Raw genomic sequence first — 13,192 nt, forward strand, 5'->3', positions numbered from 1 at the left:
AAACCCGAGGCATGAGCGAAACCGATCCGTACAAAACCCCCGTCATTATCGGTGTGGGCCAGATCAATGATCGACCCGGGCAACCCAGCGAAGGAATGGACCCGATCGGCCTGATGGCAGGAGCGTTGAGAAACGCGGACGAAGATGCTGGCGGAGGGTGGCTGACCGATTGCGATTCGCTTTCCGTGGTGGCGCAACTGGCATGGCCGCAGCTCAACCCCGTCGACGGCAAGCTGGCGGAATTGCTTGGTATAGACCCCGCCCACAGGATGCAGACCGCGCTGCCGAATGGTGACAGTCCTGTCCTCCTGTTGCACGAAGCGGCGAACCGGATTGCCCGCGGCGAGGCGAGGATCTGCGCAATAGTCGGCGGCGAGGCTCTACGCACTGCGGCAAAACTCGCGGCATCGAATACTGGCAACCCTGACGAAAAACCAAACGCTTTGCGCGACGCAGGCCATCGCAAGAAAACCGGCTATGCCCAGAGCTATGGGCTCATAGTGCCGACCGATGTCTATCCGCTTTACGAGAACGCCGGTCGTGCAGCCTATGATCAGACGTTCGCCGAGGGACAAGCCGAGAGCGGAGCGATCTGGGCAGCGATGAGCGAGGTGGCCGCCAGAAATGAGAGCGCCTGGATACGTGAGCCGGTAGCCGCCAAAGATGTCGTGACGCCGTCAGCCGAGAACAGGCCCATCGCCTTTCCTTATACCAAATTGCAGGTGGCCAATTCCTCGGTAAACCAGGGGGCAGGCTTTCTCGTAACCAGTCTGGCCGAAGCGCGTCGCCGCGGAATCCCGGAAGATCGTTTGGTATTCCTCGGTTACGGCGCTGCGGCCCATGAGGACGCCAATTTCCTTGCTCGCGACCGATACGATGCTTCTCCCAGCCTGACGACTTCGATCGAGCGCACGATGAAATTGAACGCAGTTTCTGCGGAAGACCTCTCCCATGTCGAACTATATTCCTGCTTCCCCTGCGTCCCCAAGATGGCGCGGCGTGTCCTGGACTGGCCGATAGACAAACCCGTGACCGTCTTCGGCGGCCTTACCTTCGGCGGTGGCCCTATCGGCAACTACATGAGCCATGCGATTGCCGAGATGGTCCGACGTCTCCGCGGCACCAGTGACCGGGGCCTGCTTTTCGCAAACGGCGGCTATGCAACGCACAATCACACGATCTTGTTGTCAGGTTCCCCGACGGGAGCCGATTTCCCGCAGGATTTCGATTACCAGGTAGAAGCGGACGAGCGTCGGGGCGAGATCCCGGAGCTGGACGAGAACTACACAGGTGAAGCGCAAATCGAATCTTACACAGTACATTACAATCGGGATGGCTCCCCACGATCGGGAGTAATCGTCGCGCGGACGGCGGAGAACAAACGCACGCTTGCGCAGGTTCCGCCGACCGACACCGCGACGATAGCGTTCCTCACTTCCGGCGATGATGAACCTGTGGGGCACACCGGATTGATCGCGCGAAGCGAAGCGGGCACGGGAATTTGGCAATAGGTTGCCTTTCCAGACCCGTTTCCCCAAGAGATGGCAGATACCGATTTCATGGGAGCGGGAAATGAGCGACTTCGAAACCATCCGTGCGGATCGCAGCGGCAATATTCTGACCATTACGCTCGACCGACCGGAGCGGCTCAATGCCTGCCCCCCCGCTATGGCCGATGAAATCTTCACTGCCATTCGTAACGTCGGCGATGCCAGAACAGTAGTCCTCAGGGGGGAAGGCCGCGCTTTCTGTTCCGGGGCGGATCTTGCCGGAAATGCGGAAATGTCCGTCACTGGCGGCGACCGCGCTTACGCTTCGCTGAGCCAGCGTTACAATCCGATGATACAGGCGCTGGCGTCTCTGCCCGTACCGGTCGTCTCGGTCGTCCAGGGACCGGCGGCCGGCATCGGCTGTTCCATCGCGCTGGCCGCCGATTTCGTGATCGCGGGCAAGAGCGGCTATTTCCTCCAGGCATTCGCCAATATCGGCCTTGTACCCGATGGCGGATCCAGCTGGATGCTACCTCGCCTTATCGGCGCTGCCCAGGCGACCCGCATGATGATGCTGGGCGAAAAAATCCATGCCGAAGAGGCGGAGCGTCTTGGCCTGATCTACAAATGTGTCGAAGACGATGCGCTGGAAAGCGAAGCGCAGGCATTGACGGAACGGCTGGCGAATGGACCTACCCTCGCGCTGGGCCTGATGAAGCAAACATTGCGTGAAGGATTGTCCCAGGATCTTGCCACCACGCTCGGAGCGGAGGCCCGGGCCCAGCGTATCGCCGGCAATACGCAGGACGCTGTCGAAGGTGCCATGGCCTTCCTCCAGAAGCGAAAGGCCGAGTTCAAGGGAAACTGATCCATGGGGGGTGTGAGCGAAGCGCAGCTCACCGACTGGCAGGAATCAGTCGGACGCGAACTGGTCGAGGAGGAAGCGCTCGATCCGCTTGCCCTGCGCCGCTTCGCGCGGGCGATCGGCCGGCAGGACGAAACCGACCATGTACCCCTGCCGCACTGGGCCTTTTTCCTGCCCTGCCCCCACAACGATACGATCGGCCCGGATGGACACCCCAAACGCGGGGACTTCCTGCCCGATATCACGCTCCCGCGGCGTATGTTCGCAGCGTCATCCATGACATTCGATGGAGCTTTGAAAACTGGCGCACCGGCCCGGCAGACGAGCCGCGTGGCAGAGGTCACGCGAAAGTCGGGAAACAGCGGCGATCTTGTTTTCGTCAAAGTCGAGAAACGCCTCGAACAGGGCGGCGAGATTCGCGTGCGCGAGATGCAGACCTATGTTTATCGTGGCGCAGGCGAACCCACTCCCCTCCCTGTGCCAGCCCGGACAATGCCTCAGGGCCAAAGTTGGCAGCCGAACGAGGTCGATCTCTTTCGCTTTTCTGCGGCGACTTTCAACGGACACCGAATACACTATGATCTCCCTTACACGACCGGGGTCGAGGGTTATCCGGCGCTGATTGTCCACGGTCCCTTCACCGCTGCAAGGTTGGCTGAACTGGCCATGCATGACGGATTCCTTGCTACGTTTTCCTTTCGCGCCAAAGCACCTCTCTTTCTCGGCCAGCCGATCTTCTTGAGAAAGGCAGGGCAAGGCTCTTACGAGGCCGTAAGATGCGATGGGGCCATCGCTATGGCTGCGACTGCCGAGTTTCGATGACCAAAGACCTGATCCCAATCCGCGCAGCCGCCAGGGCAGCCGCCGAATATACCGATAAAGTACGGGCCAGGCTCGCCGACATGGTCGCGCCCGAAGGCAAACTCGATCACGATATTGCAGAGCGCGAACAGCATTCGCTCCATGGATATGCGTGGATGGCCACCCTGTCGGCTGCCCTCGGCGCTTTCGCCGAATGGGCAGAGCGGGCCGAGAATTCCGGGAGCTTCGGCGAGCTCGAAAAACTCGTCCTTGGCGTCGGCACGGGCGAATATTGCGCCCAGATTGCTGGCGGGGTGGTGATGAGCCAGAACGAAGTCGTCCGGCCTTCCGCATATGGACTTGATGTCGAGGCGCAGGCCTTCGCCAGTAACCCAGCGGTCGATTATTTCATCAAGGAGGGCAACAACGCGAAAACGCGCGCGGCTCTGTCTCACCGGCTCGCGGAGGGCGAACGCCCCTTCGAAGGTACTGGCGACGAGACGCTCGACATGATCCGCGACCAGTTCAGGGCCTTCGCCGCCGATCGGATCGCGCCGCACGCCCATGCCTGGCATCTCACCGATGCACTTATCCCGATGGAAGTGGTCCAGGAAATGGCCGACCTCGGTGTGTTCGGCGTATGCATAGCGGAAGAATTCGGCGGTCTCGGTCTCGGTAAACTAGCCATGTGCCTTGTCTCGGAAGAGCTTTCACGCGGCTGGATTTGCGCAGGTTCGCTCGGCACGCGCTCAGAAATTGCGAGCGAACTAATTGGCGAAAACGGCACCGAGGAGCAGAAAGCCAAATTCCTTCCCCGCATTGCCGATGGATCGATTTTGCCCACCGCCGTGTTCACCGAACCCGACACGGGTTCGGATCTCGCTTCGGTGCGCACAAGGGCATCCCGCACTCCCGATGGCAACTGGCGCATCGACGGGTCCAAGACCTGGATCACCCATGCCGCCCGCGCCGATCTGATGACCATTCTCTGCCGCACCGATCAGAATACGCCAGGCTATGGGGGCCTCTCCATGTTCCTCGCCGAAAAGACCCGTGGGACCGCGCAATCCGCCTTTCCCGATGATGGTATAGCGGGAGACGAGATTGAGGTCCTCGGCTACCGCGGCATGAAAGAATATACGCTGGGCTTCGACGGATTTGCTGTGGGCGCCGACGGGTTATTGGGGGGTGCCGAGGGACAGGGTTTCAAGCAGCTGATGCGGACATTCGAAGGTGCGCGCATCCAGACCGCCGCTCGCGCAATCGGGGTAGGCTGGAACGCGTTCGATCTCGGCCTGCGCTATGCCATGCAACGTACGCAGTTCGGCAAGCCGTTACTTTCCTTCCCCCGGGTTTCCGACAAGCTCGCAATGATGGTCTGCGAACTCGTCATGGTGCGCGAATTGACCTATTCGGCCGCTCGCCACAAGGATCGCGGCGAACGCTGCGATATCGAGGCGGGAATGGCCAAACTTCTCGCCGCCCGCGTCGCCTGGGCGAATGCCGACAATGCGCTGCAAATTCATGGCGGGAACGGCTATGCGCTGGAATATGAGATCAGCCGTGTTCTCTGCGATGCGCGCATTCTCAATATCTTCGAGGGAGCGGGCGAGATTCAGGCGCATATTATCGGCCGGGGCCTTGTTGCCGCACGTTAGTCCCCCTGCCACACTGGGCAACCGTTGCAGCGAGCAACCCCTGGAAAGAGATTCTCCTGAGCGTTTAGGCTAAATCCAAAAGTTTGGTAGCGGAGGAGGGACTTGAACCCCCGACACGCGGATTATGATTCCGCTGCTCTAACCACCTGAGCTACTCCGCCCCGAAAGGCCGTGTCGGCAGGCGGCTTGGCCCGCTCGGCAGGCGGCGCATTTAGGGCGGGAGTGCCCCATGGTCAACAATCATTTCCCGCGAAATGCGAAGCGGCGCAGGAATTCCCACGGACCGCCGCGATATACATACAGAGCCAGACCGGGAAAGACGAATTCCCCAGGCTCGAAAAGCCCCGAAAGCTGCGCCTGTACCGCCTTGGCTTCCTTCGATGTGACCTTGTTCTGGATAGTGACATGGAGCCTCGGTCGGTGTTGGTCCTGCTGGGTGAGCATACCGCGAAAGTGCTCGGCAATTTCGTCACGCAATTCGAGGAGGTCCGGGCTGGAAAGCTTGATCGCCGTACCACCGCCAAGCGACAGCAATCCTTCGACCCGCCCTTGCAGCGGCGGAACTTCTCCCGCCAGGCGGGCAAGATAGTGCCGCAATTCCTCCTCGCACTGCGCAGGGATCGCGTGGAACAGCGTGACATGCGCCTCCAGGTAGTTGCGCTCGGGCGGGAAATACTGGTTGCGCAGGTCGGTGTAGCGGCGATGGAGATCGGGCGGCAGTTCCGCCGTCAGTATCAGGGGCGCATGGCCTGCGGTCACATTTCCCCGCGCTCGCGGCGCAGCTTGCGCCAGGCGGCAGCATTGCGGTTGTGCTCTTCCAGAGTCTCGGCAAAGACATGTCCGCCGCTGCCATCGGCAACATAGTACAGCGCCTTGGTTTCGGCCGGATCGAGCACTGCGGCGATACTTTCGCGTCCCGGATTGGTGATCGGACCCACCGGCAGGCCCGCAATGGCGCGGGTGTTATAGGGGTTCTTGTCGCGAAGTTCGGACACGCGGATACGGCGCCCCAGGGGCTTGCCCTTGGTGATCGGGTAGATCGTGGTCGCATCGGCCCCGAGCATCATGCCTATGCGCACGCGGTTGGACAGTGCACCCGCAACCATCCTGCGCTCTTCGGGAACGGCGGTTTCCTTCTCCACGATCGAGGCGAGGATAATCGCTTCTTCGGGTGTTTTCACCACGGCCTTGTTGGTGCGCTTCTCCCACGCTTCCGCGAGGTAGCTGTCCATCGCCTCCTGCATACGGGCGAGCACCTCGGCACGACTCTCGCCCCGTTCGAAGTCGTAGGTGTCCGGCAGGACCGAACCTTCCTCGGGCACCTCCACTTTTCCGGTCAGAAGATCTTCCGCCATAAGCCGTTCCCATACGAGAATCGACGGCAGGCCTTCGGGAACGGTTACGAAACGGCGGATGACCTGCCCGTGCTGGAAGGTATCGAGGATTTGCGAAGGACTTGCGCCCGCCGGAATGAGGAACTCGCCAGCCTGGATGGGATCGCCCGAGCCGAGGATCCTGGCGCGCAGCAGGAAGGAATCCGAGGATTCGATCAGGCCTTCATCGTCGAGCTGGCGGGCTACGGCCGTCAAAGTCGAGCCCGAAGGCACGATGAAGTTTGTGTCTTCCTCGACGTCGGCCGATCCGTACCAGCCGCCGGCAAACCAAATGAGGCCGACCAACCCCAGAAGGACCACGGCCCCCAGCGCGAGGCCGAGTTTCTTCACCTCAGTCGACCTTTTTGACGATCAGCGAGGCGTTGGTCCCGCCGAAACCGAAGCTGTTGTTGAGTGCGGCTTTGACTTCCCGCTTCTTTGCTGTGTGCGGGACGAGGTCGACGCCTTCGGTACCCTCGTCAGGATCGTCGAGATTGAGCGTCGGCGGTACAATTTGGTCGCGAATGGCCAGGATGCAGAAGATCGCTTCCACTGCGCCTGCACCGCCCAGCAGGTGGCCGATGGCCGATTTCGTACTGCTCATCGAGGCGCCGCTCAGATCGTCGCCCAGCACGCGCTTGACCGCGGCGAGTTCGATCGTGTCGGCCATGGTCGAGGTACCGTGGGCATTGACGTAATCGATGTCGCTCGGCTCGAGGCCCGACTTCTTTATAGCCATTTTCATCGCCAATTCCGCACCCTTGCCTTCAGGATGCGGCGCGGTGACGTGGTAGGCGTCACCCGACAGGCCGTACCCTACGACTTCGGCATAGATCTTGGCACCGCGAGCCTTGGCGTGTTCGTATTCCTCAAGCACTACAACGCCTGCACCTTCCCCCATGACGAAACCGTCGCGGTTCTTGTCATAAGGGCGGCTCGCCTTTTCGGGCGCATCGTTCATGCTCATGTTGAGAGCGCGCGCTTGCGCGAAGCCGGCCACGCCCAGCGGATTGATGGTGCCTTCCGCGCCGCCTGCCAGCATGATGTCGGCATCGTCGAGTGCGATCATACGGGCGGCGTCCCCGATCGAGTGCGCGCCGGTGGAACAGGCTGTGACGACCGCATGGTTCGGACCCATCAGGCCATATTTGATCGAAACCTGACCGCTGATCAGGTTGATAAGACGTCCGTGAACGAAGTGCGGGCTGACCCGGCCAGGTCCACGTTCCTTCAGGACAATCGACTCACTTTCAATACCCGGAAGGCCGCCGATGCCCGATCCGATCGAAACGCCCGTACGCTCTTTCGTCGCATCGTCCATTTCCGTTAGGCCTGCATCTTCGAGGGCCTGCCCTGCGGCGTCGATACCGTAGACAATGAAAGGATCGACCTGACGCTGGACCTTGTGATCCACACGCTTGTCCGGATCGAAACCGAATTCGTGGTCCTTTGGCTTCACCTCGCAGGCGATAAGGCACTTCTGGCCCTCGGTATCGAAACGGGTGATCCTGCCCGCCCCGCTCTTGCCCGCAATGAGGTTCGACCACGTGGTTTCGACATCACCTCCCAAGGGGGTGACGAGGCCAAGTCCGGTAACAACCACACGACGCATGAATTTCTCCATTCAAAAGACAACAGGCCCGGCCCATCATCAGGGTCGGGCCTGTCCGATCCCGTACCTGTTGCACGGGCAATGAAAAGCCGTGGGGCTTAGCCTTTGTGCTCTTCGATATATTTGGTTGCATCGCCGACGGTCGTAATCTTCTCGGCTGCATCGTCGGGGATCTCCACGCCGAATTCTTCCTCGAAGGCCATTACCAGCTCAACGATGTCGAGGCTGTCCGCGCCCAGATCGTCGATAAAGCTGGCTTCCTGGGTGACCTTGTCGGCTTCGACGCCGAGATGCTCGACGACAATCTTCTGCACGCGGTCGGCAGTATCGCTCATTCTATTCCCTCTCATCTTGGGGGTTTCATATTGGCGTTCGCCCTAATCAACGGCGCGGCGCAGCGCAAGGGCAACTCGTCCTCTTCCCCGAACCCATGAACCCATTTGCCCATTCTACTCAATGTTACCACTTTGAAAAGGAAAGCGAAATCATGGCTACTACAGTATTCAAAAGCCTTACCGACACGACCTTCGATTCGGTCCAGGGCTATCGTCAGGCAGGCGAGAAGGCGGATAATCCACAACTCAAGCAGGCGCTGCATCAGCGCTGCAGCCAGAGGGAGAACACTTTGCGGCAGATGAATGCCGAACTTGAGCGCCAGGGTGACGATCTGGTGACCAAGGGCACGATGGCCGGCGAAGTGCACCAGATGTGGCAAAGCATCACGTCTGCATTCGAAAACGGCGATGAAGCTGCTTCCAAACGCGTCGAGGAAGGCGAGGATTACATTAAGGGAAAATTTCAGGAAGCCCTCGAAAGCAACCAGCTCGAAGCTCAGGAGCGGGCAGTGGTCGAGCAGGCTTACAATGAGATATGCCAAGGTGAGCGCTTCGGCGACTTGATCTCGAAGCAATACGACTGATTTAACGGACAGTCACATGAAGGGCGCGGATGCTCCGCGCCCTTTTTTGTTTCAGGCTTCGATCAGCTTTGAGTCTGTCCGTCTCGATCGATGACGGCCTCATTCAGGTCGGCCTGCTCGCCTTTCCCCTTCTGTGCAGTTTCGACTGCTTCGCGTGCCGCGGACGAAAGCTGGATGTTCAGCTCACGCAACTGCTTCGGGCTGACGATCGAGGGCGCGCCCATCATCAGATCCTGCGCGCGCTGGTTCATCGGGAAGGCGATGACTTCACGGATATTCGGCTCGTCGGCCAGCAGCATGACGATCCGGTCGATGCCCGGAGCCGAACCGCCGTGCGGCGGCGCGCCCAGCTTGAACGCTTCGATCATACCCGAGAAGTTTGCGTCGACATCTTCCTTGGAATAGCCGGCGATCTCAAAGGCCTTGTACATGATGTCGGGGCGATGGTTCCGGATCGCGCCGGAGCTGAGTTCATAGCCGTTGCAAACGATGTCGTACTGCCAGGCGAGGATATCTAGCGGGTCCCTGGTTTCCAGCGCTTCCATCTCGCCCTGTGGCATCGAGAAGGGATTGTGGCTGAAGTCGATCCGCTTGAGGTCTTCATCGTATTCGAACATCGGGAAGTCGACGATCCAGCAGAACTTGAAGCAGCCCTCCTCGATCAGGCCAAGCTCCTCGGCCACGCGGGTACGAGCGGCACCAGCCAGCTTGGCGGCGTCCTTTTCCTTGCCCGCAGCAAAAAACAGGCCATCGTTTTCACCCAGGCCCAACTCGGCATAGAGTGCTTCCATGCCCTCGGTGCCGTGGTTCTTGGCGATCGGACCGCCGAATTCGCCGCCCTTTCGCGTAACGTAACCGAGGCCAGCAAAGCCTTCGCGGCGCGCCCAGTCGTTCATCTCGTCGAAGAACTTACGGCTCTTCTCGTGTGTGTTCGGAGCCGGGATGACCCGAACGCGGCCACCGCCGCCGACGATCTTTTCGAACAGGCCGAAGCCGGATTTCTCGAAATGCGAGGTGACGTCGTTGATGATAAGCGGGTTGCGCAGGTCGGGCTTGTCGGTGCCGTACTTGAGGAGCGCCTCGGCGTAGGGAATGCGCGGGAATTCACCGGCAGGCGTCACTGTCTTGCCACCCGAGAACTCTTCGAACACACCGGCCAGGACAGGCTCGATGGTGTTGAACACGTCTTCCTGTGTCACGAAGCTCATCTCGAAGTCGAGCTGGTAGAATTCCGGGCTGCGGTCGGCGCGCAGGTCTTCGTCGCGGAAGCAGGGAGCAATCTGGAAATAGCGGTCGAATCCGGCCACCATCAACAGCTGCTTGAACATCTGCGGCGCCTGCGGGAGCGCATAGAAGCGGCCCGGATGCAGCCGGCTGGGCACGAGGTAGTCGCGTGCGCCTTCCGGGCTGGAAGCACCGAGGATCGGGGTCTGGAACTCGCTGAAGCCCTGCCCGATCATGCGTTGACGCAAGCTGGTGATGACCCGGTTGCGCAGCATGATGTTGGCGTGAACGCGCTCGCGGCGCAGGTCCACGAAGCGGTACTTCAGGCGTGTTTCTTCCGGATAGTCTTCCGCCTGGTTTACGATCAGCGGCAGGTCTTCGGCGCGGCTCTGGATTTCGACTTCGCGGGCGAAGACTTCGATTTCACCGGTAGGCAGGTTCTTGTTGACCGCCACTTCGTCCCGCGCCTTCACCGTACCATCGATGGTAACCACCGATTCCAGTTTCAGCTTTTCGAGCGCGGGCAGAGCCGCACTGTCGCTGTCCGCCACGATCTGGGTTATTCCGTAGTGGTCACGCAGGTCGACGAAGAGCACGCCGCCGTGGTCACGCTTGTTGTGCACCCAGCCGGAAAGGCGGACTGTGTCGCCAACGTTTTCCTTCGTCAGCTGTGCGCAGTTGTGGGTACGATAGGCGTGCATCTAAAATCTTTCCATTTTCGGAGTTATGCCGCTAGGGCGCAGGCGCCGCGCTCCTTAGCAGGAATCGCGCGCGCTAACAGGGCACCAGCGGGTTTTTGTCAAGGCTCGTGAAAGGTGCGGGAGCGGTACTCCGCTCAAGACAAGAAACGAAACGATGAAAATACACGATCTGATTACCGACACCGATACGCTGGCTGCCCTTTGTGAGCGTCTGGCGAAAAGCGATTTCGTCACCGTCGATACCGAATTCATGCGCGAGAACACCTATTGGCCCGAACTGTGCCTGGTGCAGATCGCGAATGACGAAGAAGCGGCGGCGATCGATCCGCTGGCGGATGGCATCGACTTGAAGCCCCTGTGGGACCTGCTTTGCGAAAACGAGGAAGTCCTGAAGGTCTTCCACGCCGGCGGGCAGGATGTCGAGATCGTCTACAATTTCACCGGCAAGACCCCGCATCCAATCTTCGATACTCAGATCGCGATGATGGCGATCAGCCAGAACGAGCAGATCGGCTATGCCAACCTCGTCGAAAGCTGGCTCGGCATCACGGTCGATAAGGGTGCGCGGTTTACCGACTGGAGCCGCCGCCCGTTGACCGAAAGACAGATCGAATATGCCATCGGCGATGTTACCCACCTTTCGAGCATTTTTCCGAAGATACTGAAAAAGCTGATCAAAACCGGACGCGGCGGCTGGCTCGATGCCGAGATGGAAAAGCTCGCCGATCCGGCAAACTATGCCAACGATGCCGACCAGGCCTGGAAGCGCATCCGTTCGCCAGGGCGCAATCCCACGGTGCTGGGCCGATTGAAGGCTCTGGCCGCCTGGCGCGAAGGGGAGGCGCAGCACAAGAACATCCCGCGTGGCCGTATCATGCGTGATGAGACCCTGGCCGATATCGCCAGCCATCCACCCAAAAAGCAGAGCGATCTCATCAAGGTGCGCGGGCTGTCGAATGCGTGGAAGGACAACGATATCGGCAAACGTCTGATGAAAGTCATCGACAAGGCCGAACCGCTGCCAAAGGAAGAAATGCCCGACAAACCGAAACGAGGGGCACCGCTTGGCAAGGAAGGTGCCCTGGTGGCGGATCTGCTCAAACTGCTGCTCAAGATTCGCGCCCGCGAAATCGATGTCGCGTCCCGCCTGCTCACACGCTCGGATGAGATGGAAGCGCTGGCCGCAGGGGTGCGCAAGCTGCCGATCCTCCAGGGCTGGCGCTACGAAGTGTTCGGCAAAGATGCGCTCGAGCTGGTCGAGGGACGTCTGGCGTTCGCTGTGAAGGACGGAAAACTGCTGATGACCCATGTCGACGATGTCCACGCGGGAATGATGGAAACGGCGCAGGACGAAGTGATCACCGAAGTAGCGGCGGAAGCCGGGTGAGCACCTACCTTCCGACCCTCAAGCAGCTGCAGTATCTCGTCGCGCTACACGAGCATGGCCATTTCGGCCGCGCAGCCGATGCGAGCTTCGTGTCGCAATCCACGCTTTCCGCCGGCATTCGCGAACTGGAATCGCTGCTTGGCGTGACGCTGGTCGAACGCAGCCGCCGCGTCGTGCGGTTCACTGCACTGGGTAACCAGGTGGTAGAAAAGGCGCACCGCGTATTGCGCGAAACCGAGGAACTTGCCGATCTCGTGCAGGCGGCCGGTAAACCGCTCGCGGGACAGCTCCGGATGAGCGTAATCCCGACCATCGCCCCGTTCATGCTGCCGCGGTTTCTGCCGCGTCTGCGCCGCGAACGGCCCGATCTTGAGCTGTTTCTGCGCGAAGAAACCAGTCACGATGCGGTCGAATCGCTGCAACACGGGCGGGTCGATTGCGTTCTGCTCGCCCTGCCCTTCCCTACGGGCGAAGTTGACAAGGCACATATCGCCGACGATCCGATCTATGTCGCCTTCCCCAAGGACGATCCGCGCGACCCTCCTGCAATGGTCACGGCGGAGATGATCGATGACGGTCGGCTGCTATTGCTGGAAGACGGGCATTGCCTCAAGGACCACGCGCTCGCCGCCTGCAACAGACCGGAATTGCGCGGTTCGACCACTATGATCGGCACCAGCCTGCACACCCTTGTACAGATGGTGGATAATGGGTTGGGTCTGACCATGCTGCCCGAGATGGCTGTGGAAGCTGGAATTTTGAACGGGACGCAGGTTGTCGCCCGCCCGCTCAAATCGAAACAGGCGAGCCGCGAGATTGCGCTCATATGGCGCAAGAATTCTCCGCGGCGAGGCGATTTCGAATTACTGGCGGAAGAGCTACGCGCCGGTTAGGCCGGTTCGGGTTCGGCCCGTGATTTCACAAAGTTATCAAGCTTCCTGTAAGCGAAAAGCGGCACGATAACGCTCAGCGCTATACCCCCCAGCGCGCAAATACCGAGCCAGATCGCCATGGCGGTCCCTCCCGAGGCCCACATGCCGTAAAGTACAGGCGCCGCGAGCACCAGACCACGAACCTCGTTGAAGATCATTGCGACGGCGCCGACCTTCAGCAGCGCAGCTAGAAGCATATGAAGTGAAGCAGTCATGTCTGGTAACATGAA

Annotated in this window: 13 protein-coding genes and 1 tRNA gene; 7 read left to right on the plus strand and 7 right to left on the minus strand. The window is 60.2% G+C overall.

Translation table 11 applies throughout. The features are described from left to right. The first annotated feature begins 11 nt into the window (after positions 1–11). From K3180_RS09080 to K3180_RS09095, 4 genes are all read left to right on the plus strand, one after another. On the plus strand, positions 12–1,511 hold the full coding sequence (locus K3180_RS09080; RefSeq protein ID WP_221540147.1) for an acetyl-CoA acetyltransferase: 1,500 nt from the start codon (positions 12–14) through the stop codon (positions 1,509–1,511). A gap of 61 nt (positions 1,512–1,572) precedes the next feature. Continuing rightward, positions 1,573–2,358 carry an enoyl-CoA hydratase-related protein gene (locus K3180_RS09085; protein ID WP_221540148.1) on the plus strand — a complete coding sequence of 262 codons (786 nt, stop codon included), beginning with the start codon at positions 1,573–1,575 and terminating at the stop codon, positions 2,356–2,358. Between the two features lie 3 nt (positions 2,359–2,361). After that, positions 2,362–3,177, plus strand: coding sequence for an HTD2 family dehydratase (locus K3180_RS09090; RefSeq protein WP_221540149.1), 816 nt, complete (start codon positions 2,362–2,364; stop codon positions 3,175–3,177). Beyond that, positions 3,174–4,814: an acyl-CoA dehydrogenase family protein gene (locus K3180_RS09095; RefSeq protein ID WP_221540150.1), complete on the plus strand. Its 1,641-nt coding sequence runs from the start codon at positions 3,174–3,176 to the stop codon at positions 4,812–4,814. The genes K3180_RS09090 and K3180_RS09095 overlap by 4 nt, the downstream gene beginning before the upstream one ends. Positions 4,815–4,898: 84 nt before the next feature. Here K3180_RS09095 and K3180_RS09100 read toward each other — a convergent pair. From K3180_RS09100 to K3180_RS09120, 5 genes are all read right to left on the minus strand, one after another. Then, a tRNA-Met gene (locus tag K3180_RS09100) sits at positions 4,899–4,975 on the minus strand. 79 nt (positions 4,976–5,054) lie between these two features. Next, positions 5,055–5,573: a 2'-5' RNA ligase family protein gene (locus tag K3180_RS09105; RefSeq protein ID WP_221540151.1), complete on the minus strand. Its 519-nt coding sequence runs from the start codon at positions 5,571–5,573 to the stop codon at positions 5,055–5,057. Continuing rightward, positions 5,570–6,538 (minus strand): endolytic transglycosylase MltG, encoded by a 969-nt coding sequence (gene mltG, locus K3180_RS09110; protein WP_221540152.1) that lies wholly within the window; start codon positions 6,536–6,538, stop codon positions 5,570–5,572. Before mltG ends, K3180_RS09105 begins: the two co-directional genes overlap by 4 nt. Before the next feature lies 1 nt (position 6,539). Continuing rightward, the gene (fabF, locus tag K3180_RS09115; RefSeq protein ID WP_221540154.1) at positions 6,540–7,799 is read right to left on the minus strand and encodes a beta-ketoacyl-ACP synthase II; all 1,260 of its coding nucleotides are present in this window, start codon (positions 7,797–7,799) and stop codon (positions 6,540–6,542) included. Between the two features lie 98 nt (positions 7,800–7,897). Beyond that, a complete protein-coding gene (locus K3180_RS09120; protein ID WP_006834437.1) occupies positions 7,898–8,134 on the minus strand; it encodes an acyl carrier protein in 237 nt (78 codons plus the stop codon). Positions 8,135–8,229: 95 nt separating this feature from the next. On the opposite strand from K3180_RS09120, the gene K3180_RS09125 reads away from it, so the two are divergent. Further along, complete coding sequence (locus K3180_RS09125; RefSeq protein ID WP_247710441.1) at positions 8,230–8,718, plus strand: ferritin-like domain-containing protein; 489 nt, start codon at positions 8,230–8,232, stop codon at positions 8,716–8,718. A gap of 62 nt (positions 8,719–8,780) precedes the next feature. Here the strand turns inward: K3180_RS09125 and aspS are convergent, their stop codons facing one another. Next, positions 8,781–10,643: an aspartate--tRNA ligase gene (aspS, locus tag K3180_RS09130; protein WP_221540156.1), complete on the minus strand. Its 1,863-nt coding sequence runs from the start codon at positions 10,641–10,643 to the stop codon at positions 8,781–8,783. Positions 10,644–10,797: 154 nt separating this feature from the next. On the opposite strand from aspS, the gene rnd reads away from it, so the two are divergent. Next, complete coding sequence (rnd, locus tag K3180_RS09135) at positions 10,798–12,030, plus strand: ribonuclease D (RefSeq protein WP_221540157.1); 1,233 nt, start codon at positions 10,798–10,800, stop codon at positions 12,028–12,030. Then, the gene (locus K3180_RS09140) at positions 12,027–12,923 is read left to right on the plus strand and encodes a LysR substrate-binding domain-containing protein (RefSeq protein ID WP_221540160.1); all 897 of its coding nucleotides are present in this window, start codon (positions 12,027–12,029) and stop codon (positions 12,921–12,923) included. Before rnd ends, K3180_RS09140 begins: the two co-directional genes overlap by 4 nt. Here K3180_RS09140 and K3180_RS09145 read toward each other — a convergent pair. Next, positions 12,920–13,177, minus strand: coding sequence for a hypothetical protein (locus K3180_RS09145; RefSeq protein ID WP_221540161.1), 258 nt, complete (start codon positions 13,175–13,177; stop codon positions 12,920–12,922). The two genes, K3180_RS09140 and K3180_RS09145, sit on opposite strands and share 4 nt — an antisense overlap. Between the last annotated feature and the right edge of the window lie 15 nt (positions 13,178–13,192).

This window comes from Qipengyuania huizhouensis, assembly GCF_019711635.1.
Classification (GTDB): Bacteria; Pseudomonadota; Alphaproteobacteria; order Sphingomonadales; family Sphingomonadaceae; genus Qipengyuania; species Qipengyuania huizhouensis.

Excerpts from the sequence above, each read along its gene's own strand:
- K3180_RS09085 (WP_221540148.1), top strand. The coding sequence starts at position 1,573 with ATGAGCGACTTCGAAACCATCCGTGCGGATCGCAGCGGCAATATTCTG.
- K3180_RS09120 (WP_006834437.1), bottom strand. The coding sequence starts at position 8,134 with ATGAGCGATACTGCCGACCGCGTGCAGAAGATTGTCGTCGAGCATCTC.
- rnd (WP_221540157.1), top strand. The coding sequence starts at position 10,798 with ATGAAAATACACGATCTGATTACCGACACCGATACGCTGGCTGCCCTT.
- aspS (WP_221540156.1), bottom strand. The coding sequence starts at position 10,643 with ATGCACGCCTATCGTACCCACAACTGCGCACAGCTGACGAAGGAAAAC.
- K3180_RS09095 (WP_221540150.1), top strand. The coding sequence starts at position 3,174 with ATGACCAAAGACCTGATCCCAATCCGCGCAGCCGCCAGGGCAGCCGCC.
- fabF (WP_221540154.1), bottom strand. The coding sequence starts at position 7,799 with ATGCGTCGTGTGGTTGTTACCGGACTTGGCCTCGTCACCCCCTTGGGA.
- K3180_RS09090 (WP_221540149.1), top strand. The coding sequence starts at position 2,362 with ATGGGGGGTGTGAGCGAAGCGCAGCTCACCGACTGGCAGGAATCAGTC.
- K3180_RS09145 (WP_221540161.1), bottom strand. The coding sequence starts at position 13,177 with ATGACTGCTTCACTTCATATGCTTCTAGCTGCGCTGCTGAAGGTCGGC.
- K3180_RS09125 (WP_247710441.1), top strand. The coding sequence starts at position 8,230 with ATGAACCCATTTGCCCATTCTACTCAATGTTACCACTTTGAAAAGGAA.
- K3180_RS09080 (WP_221540147.1), top strand. The coding sequence starts at position 12 with ATGAGCGAAACCGATCCGTACAAAACCCCCGTCATTATCGGTGTGGGC.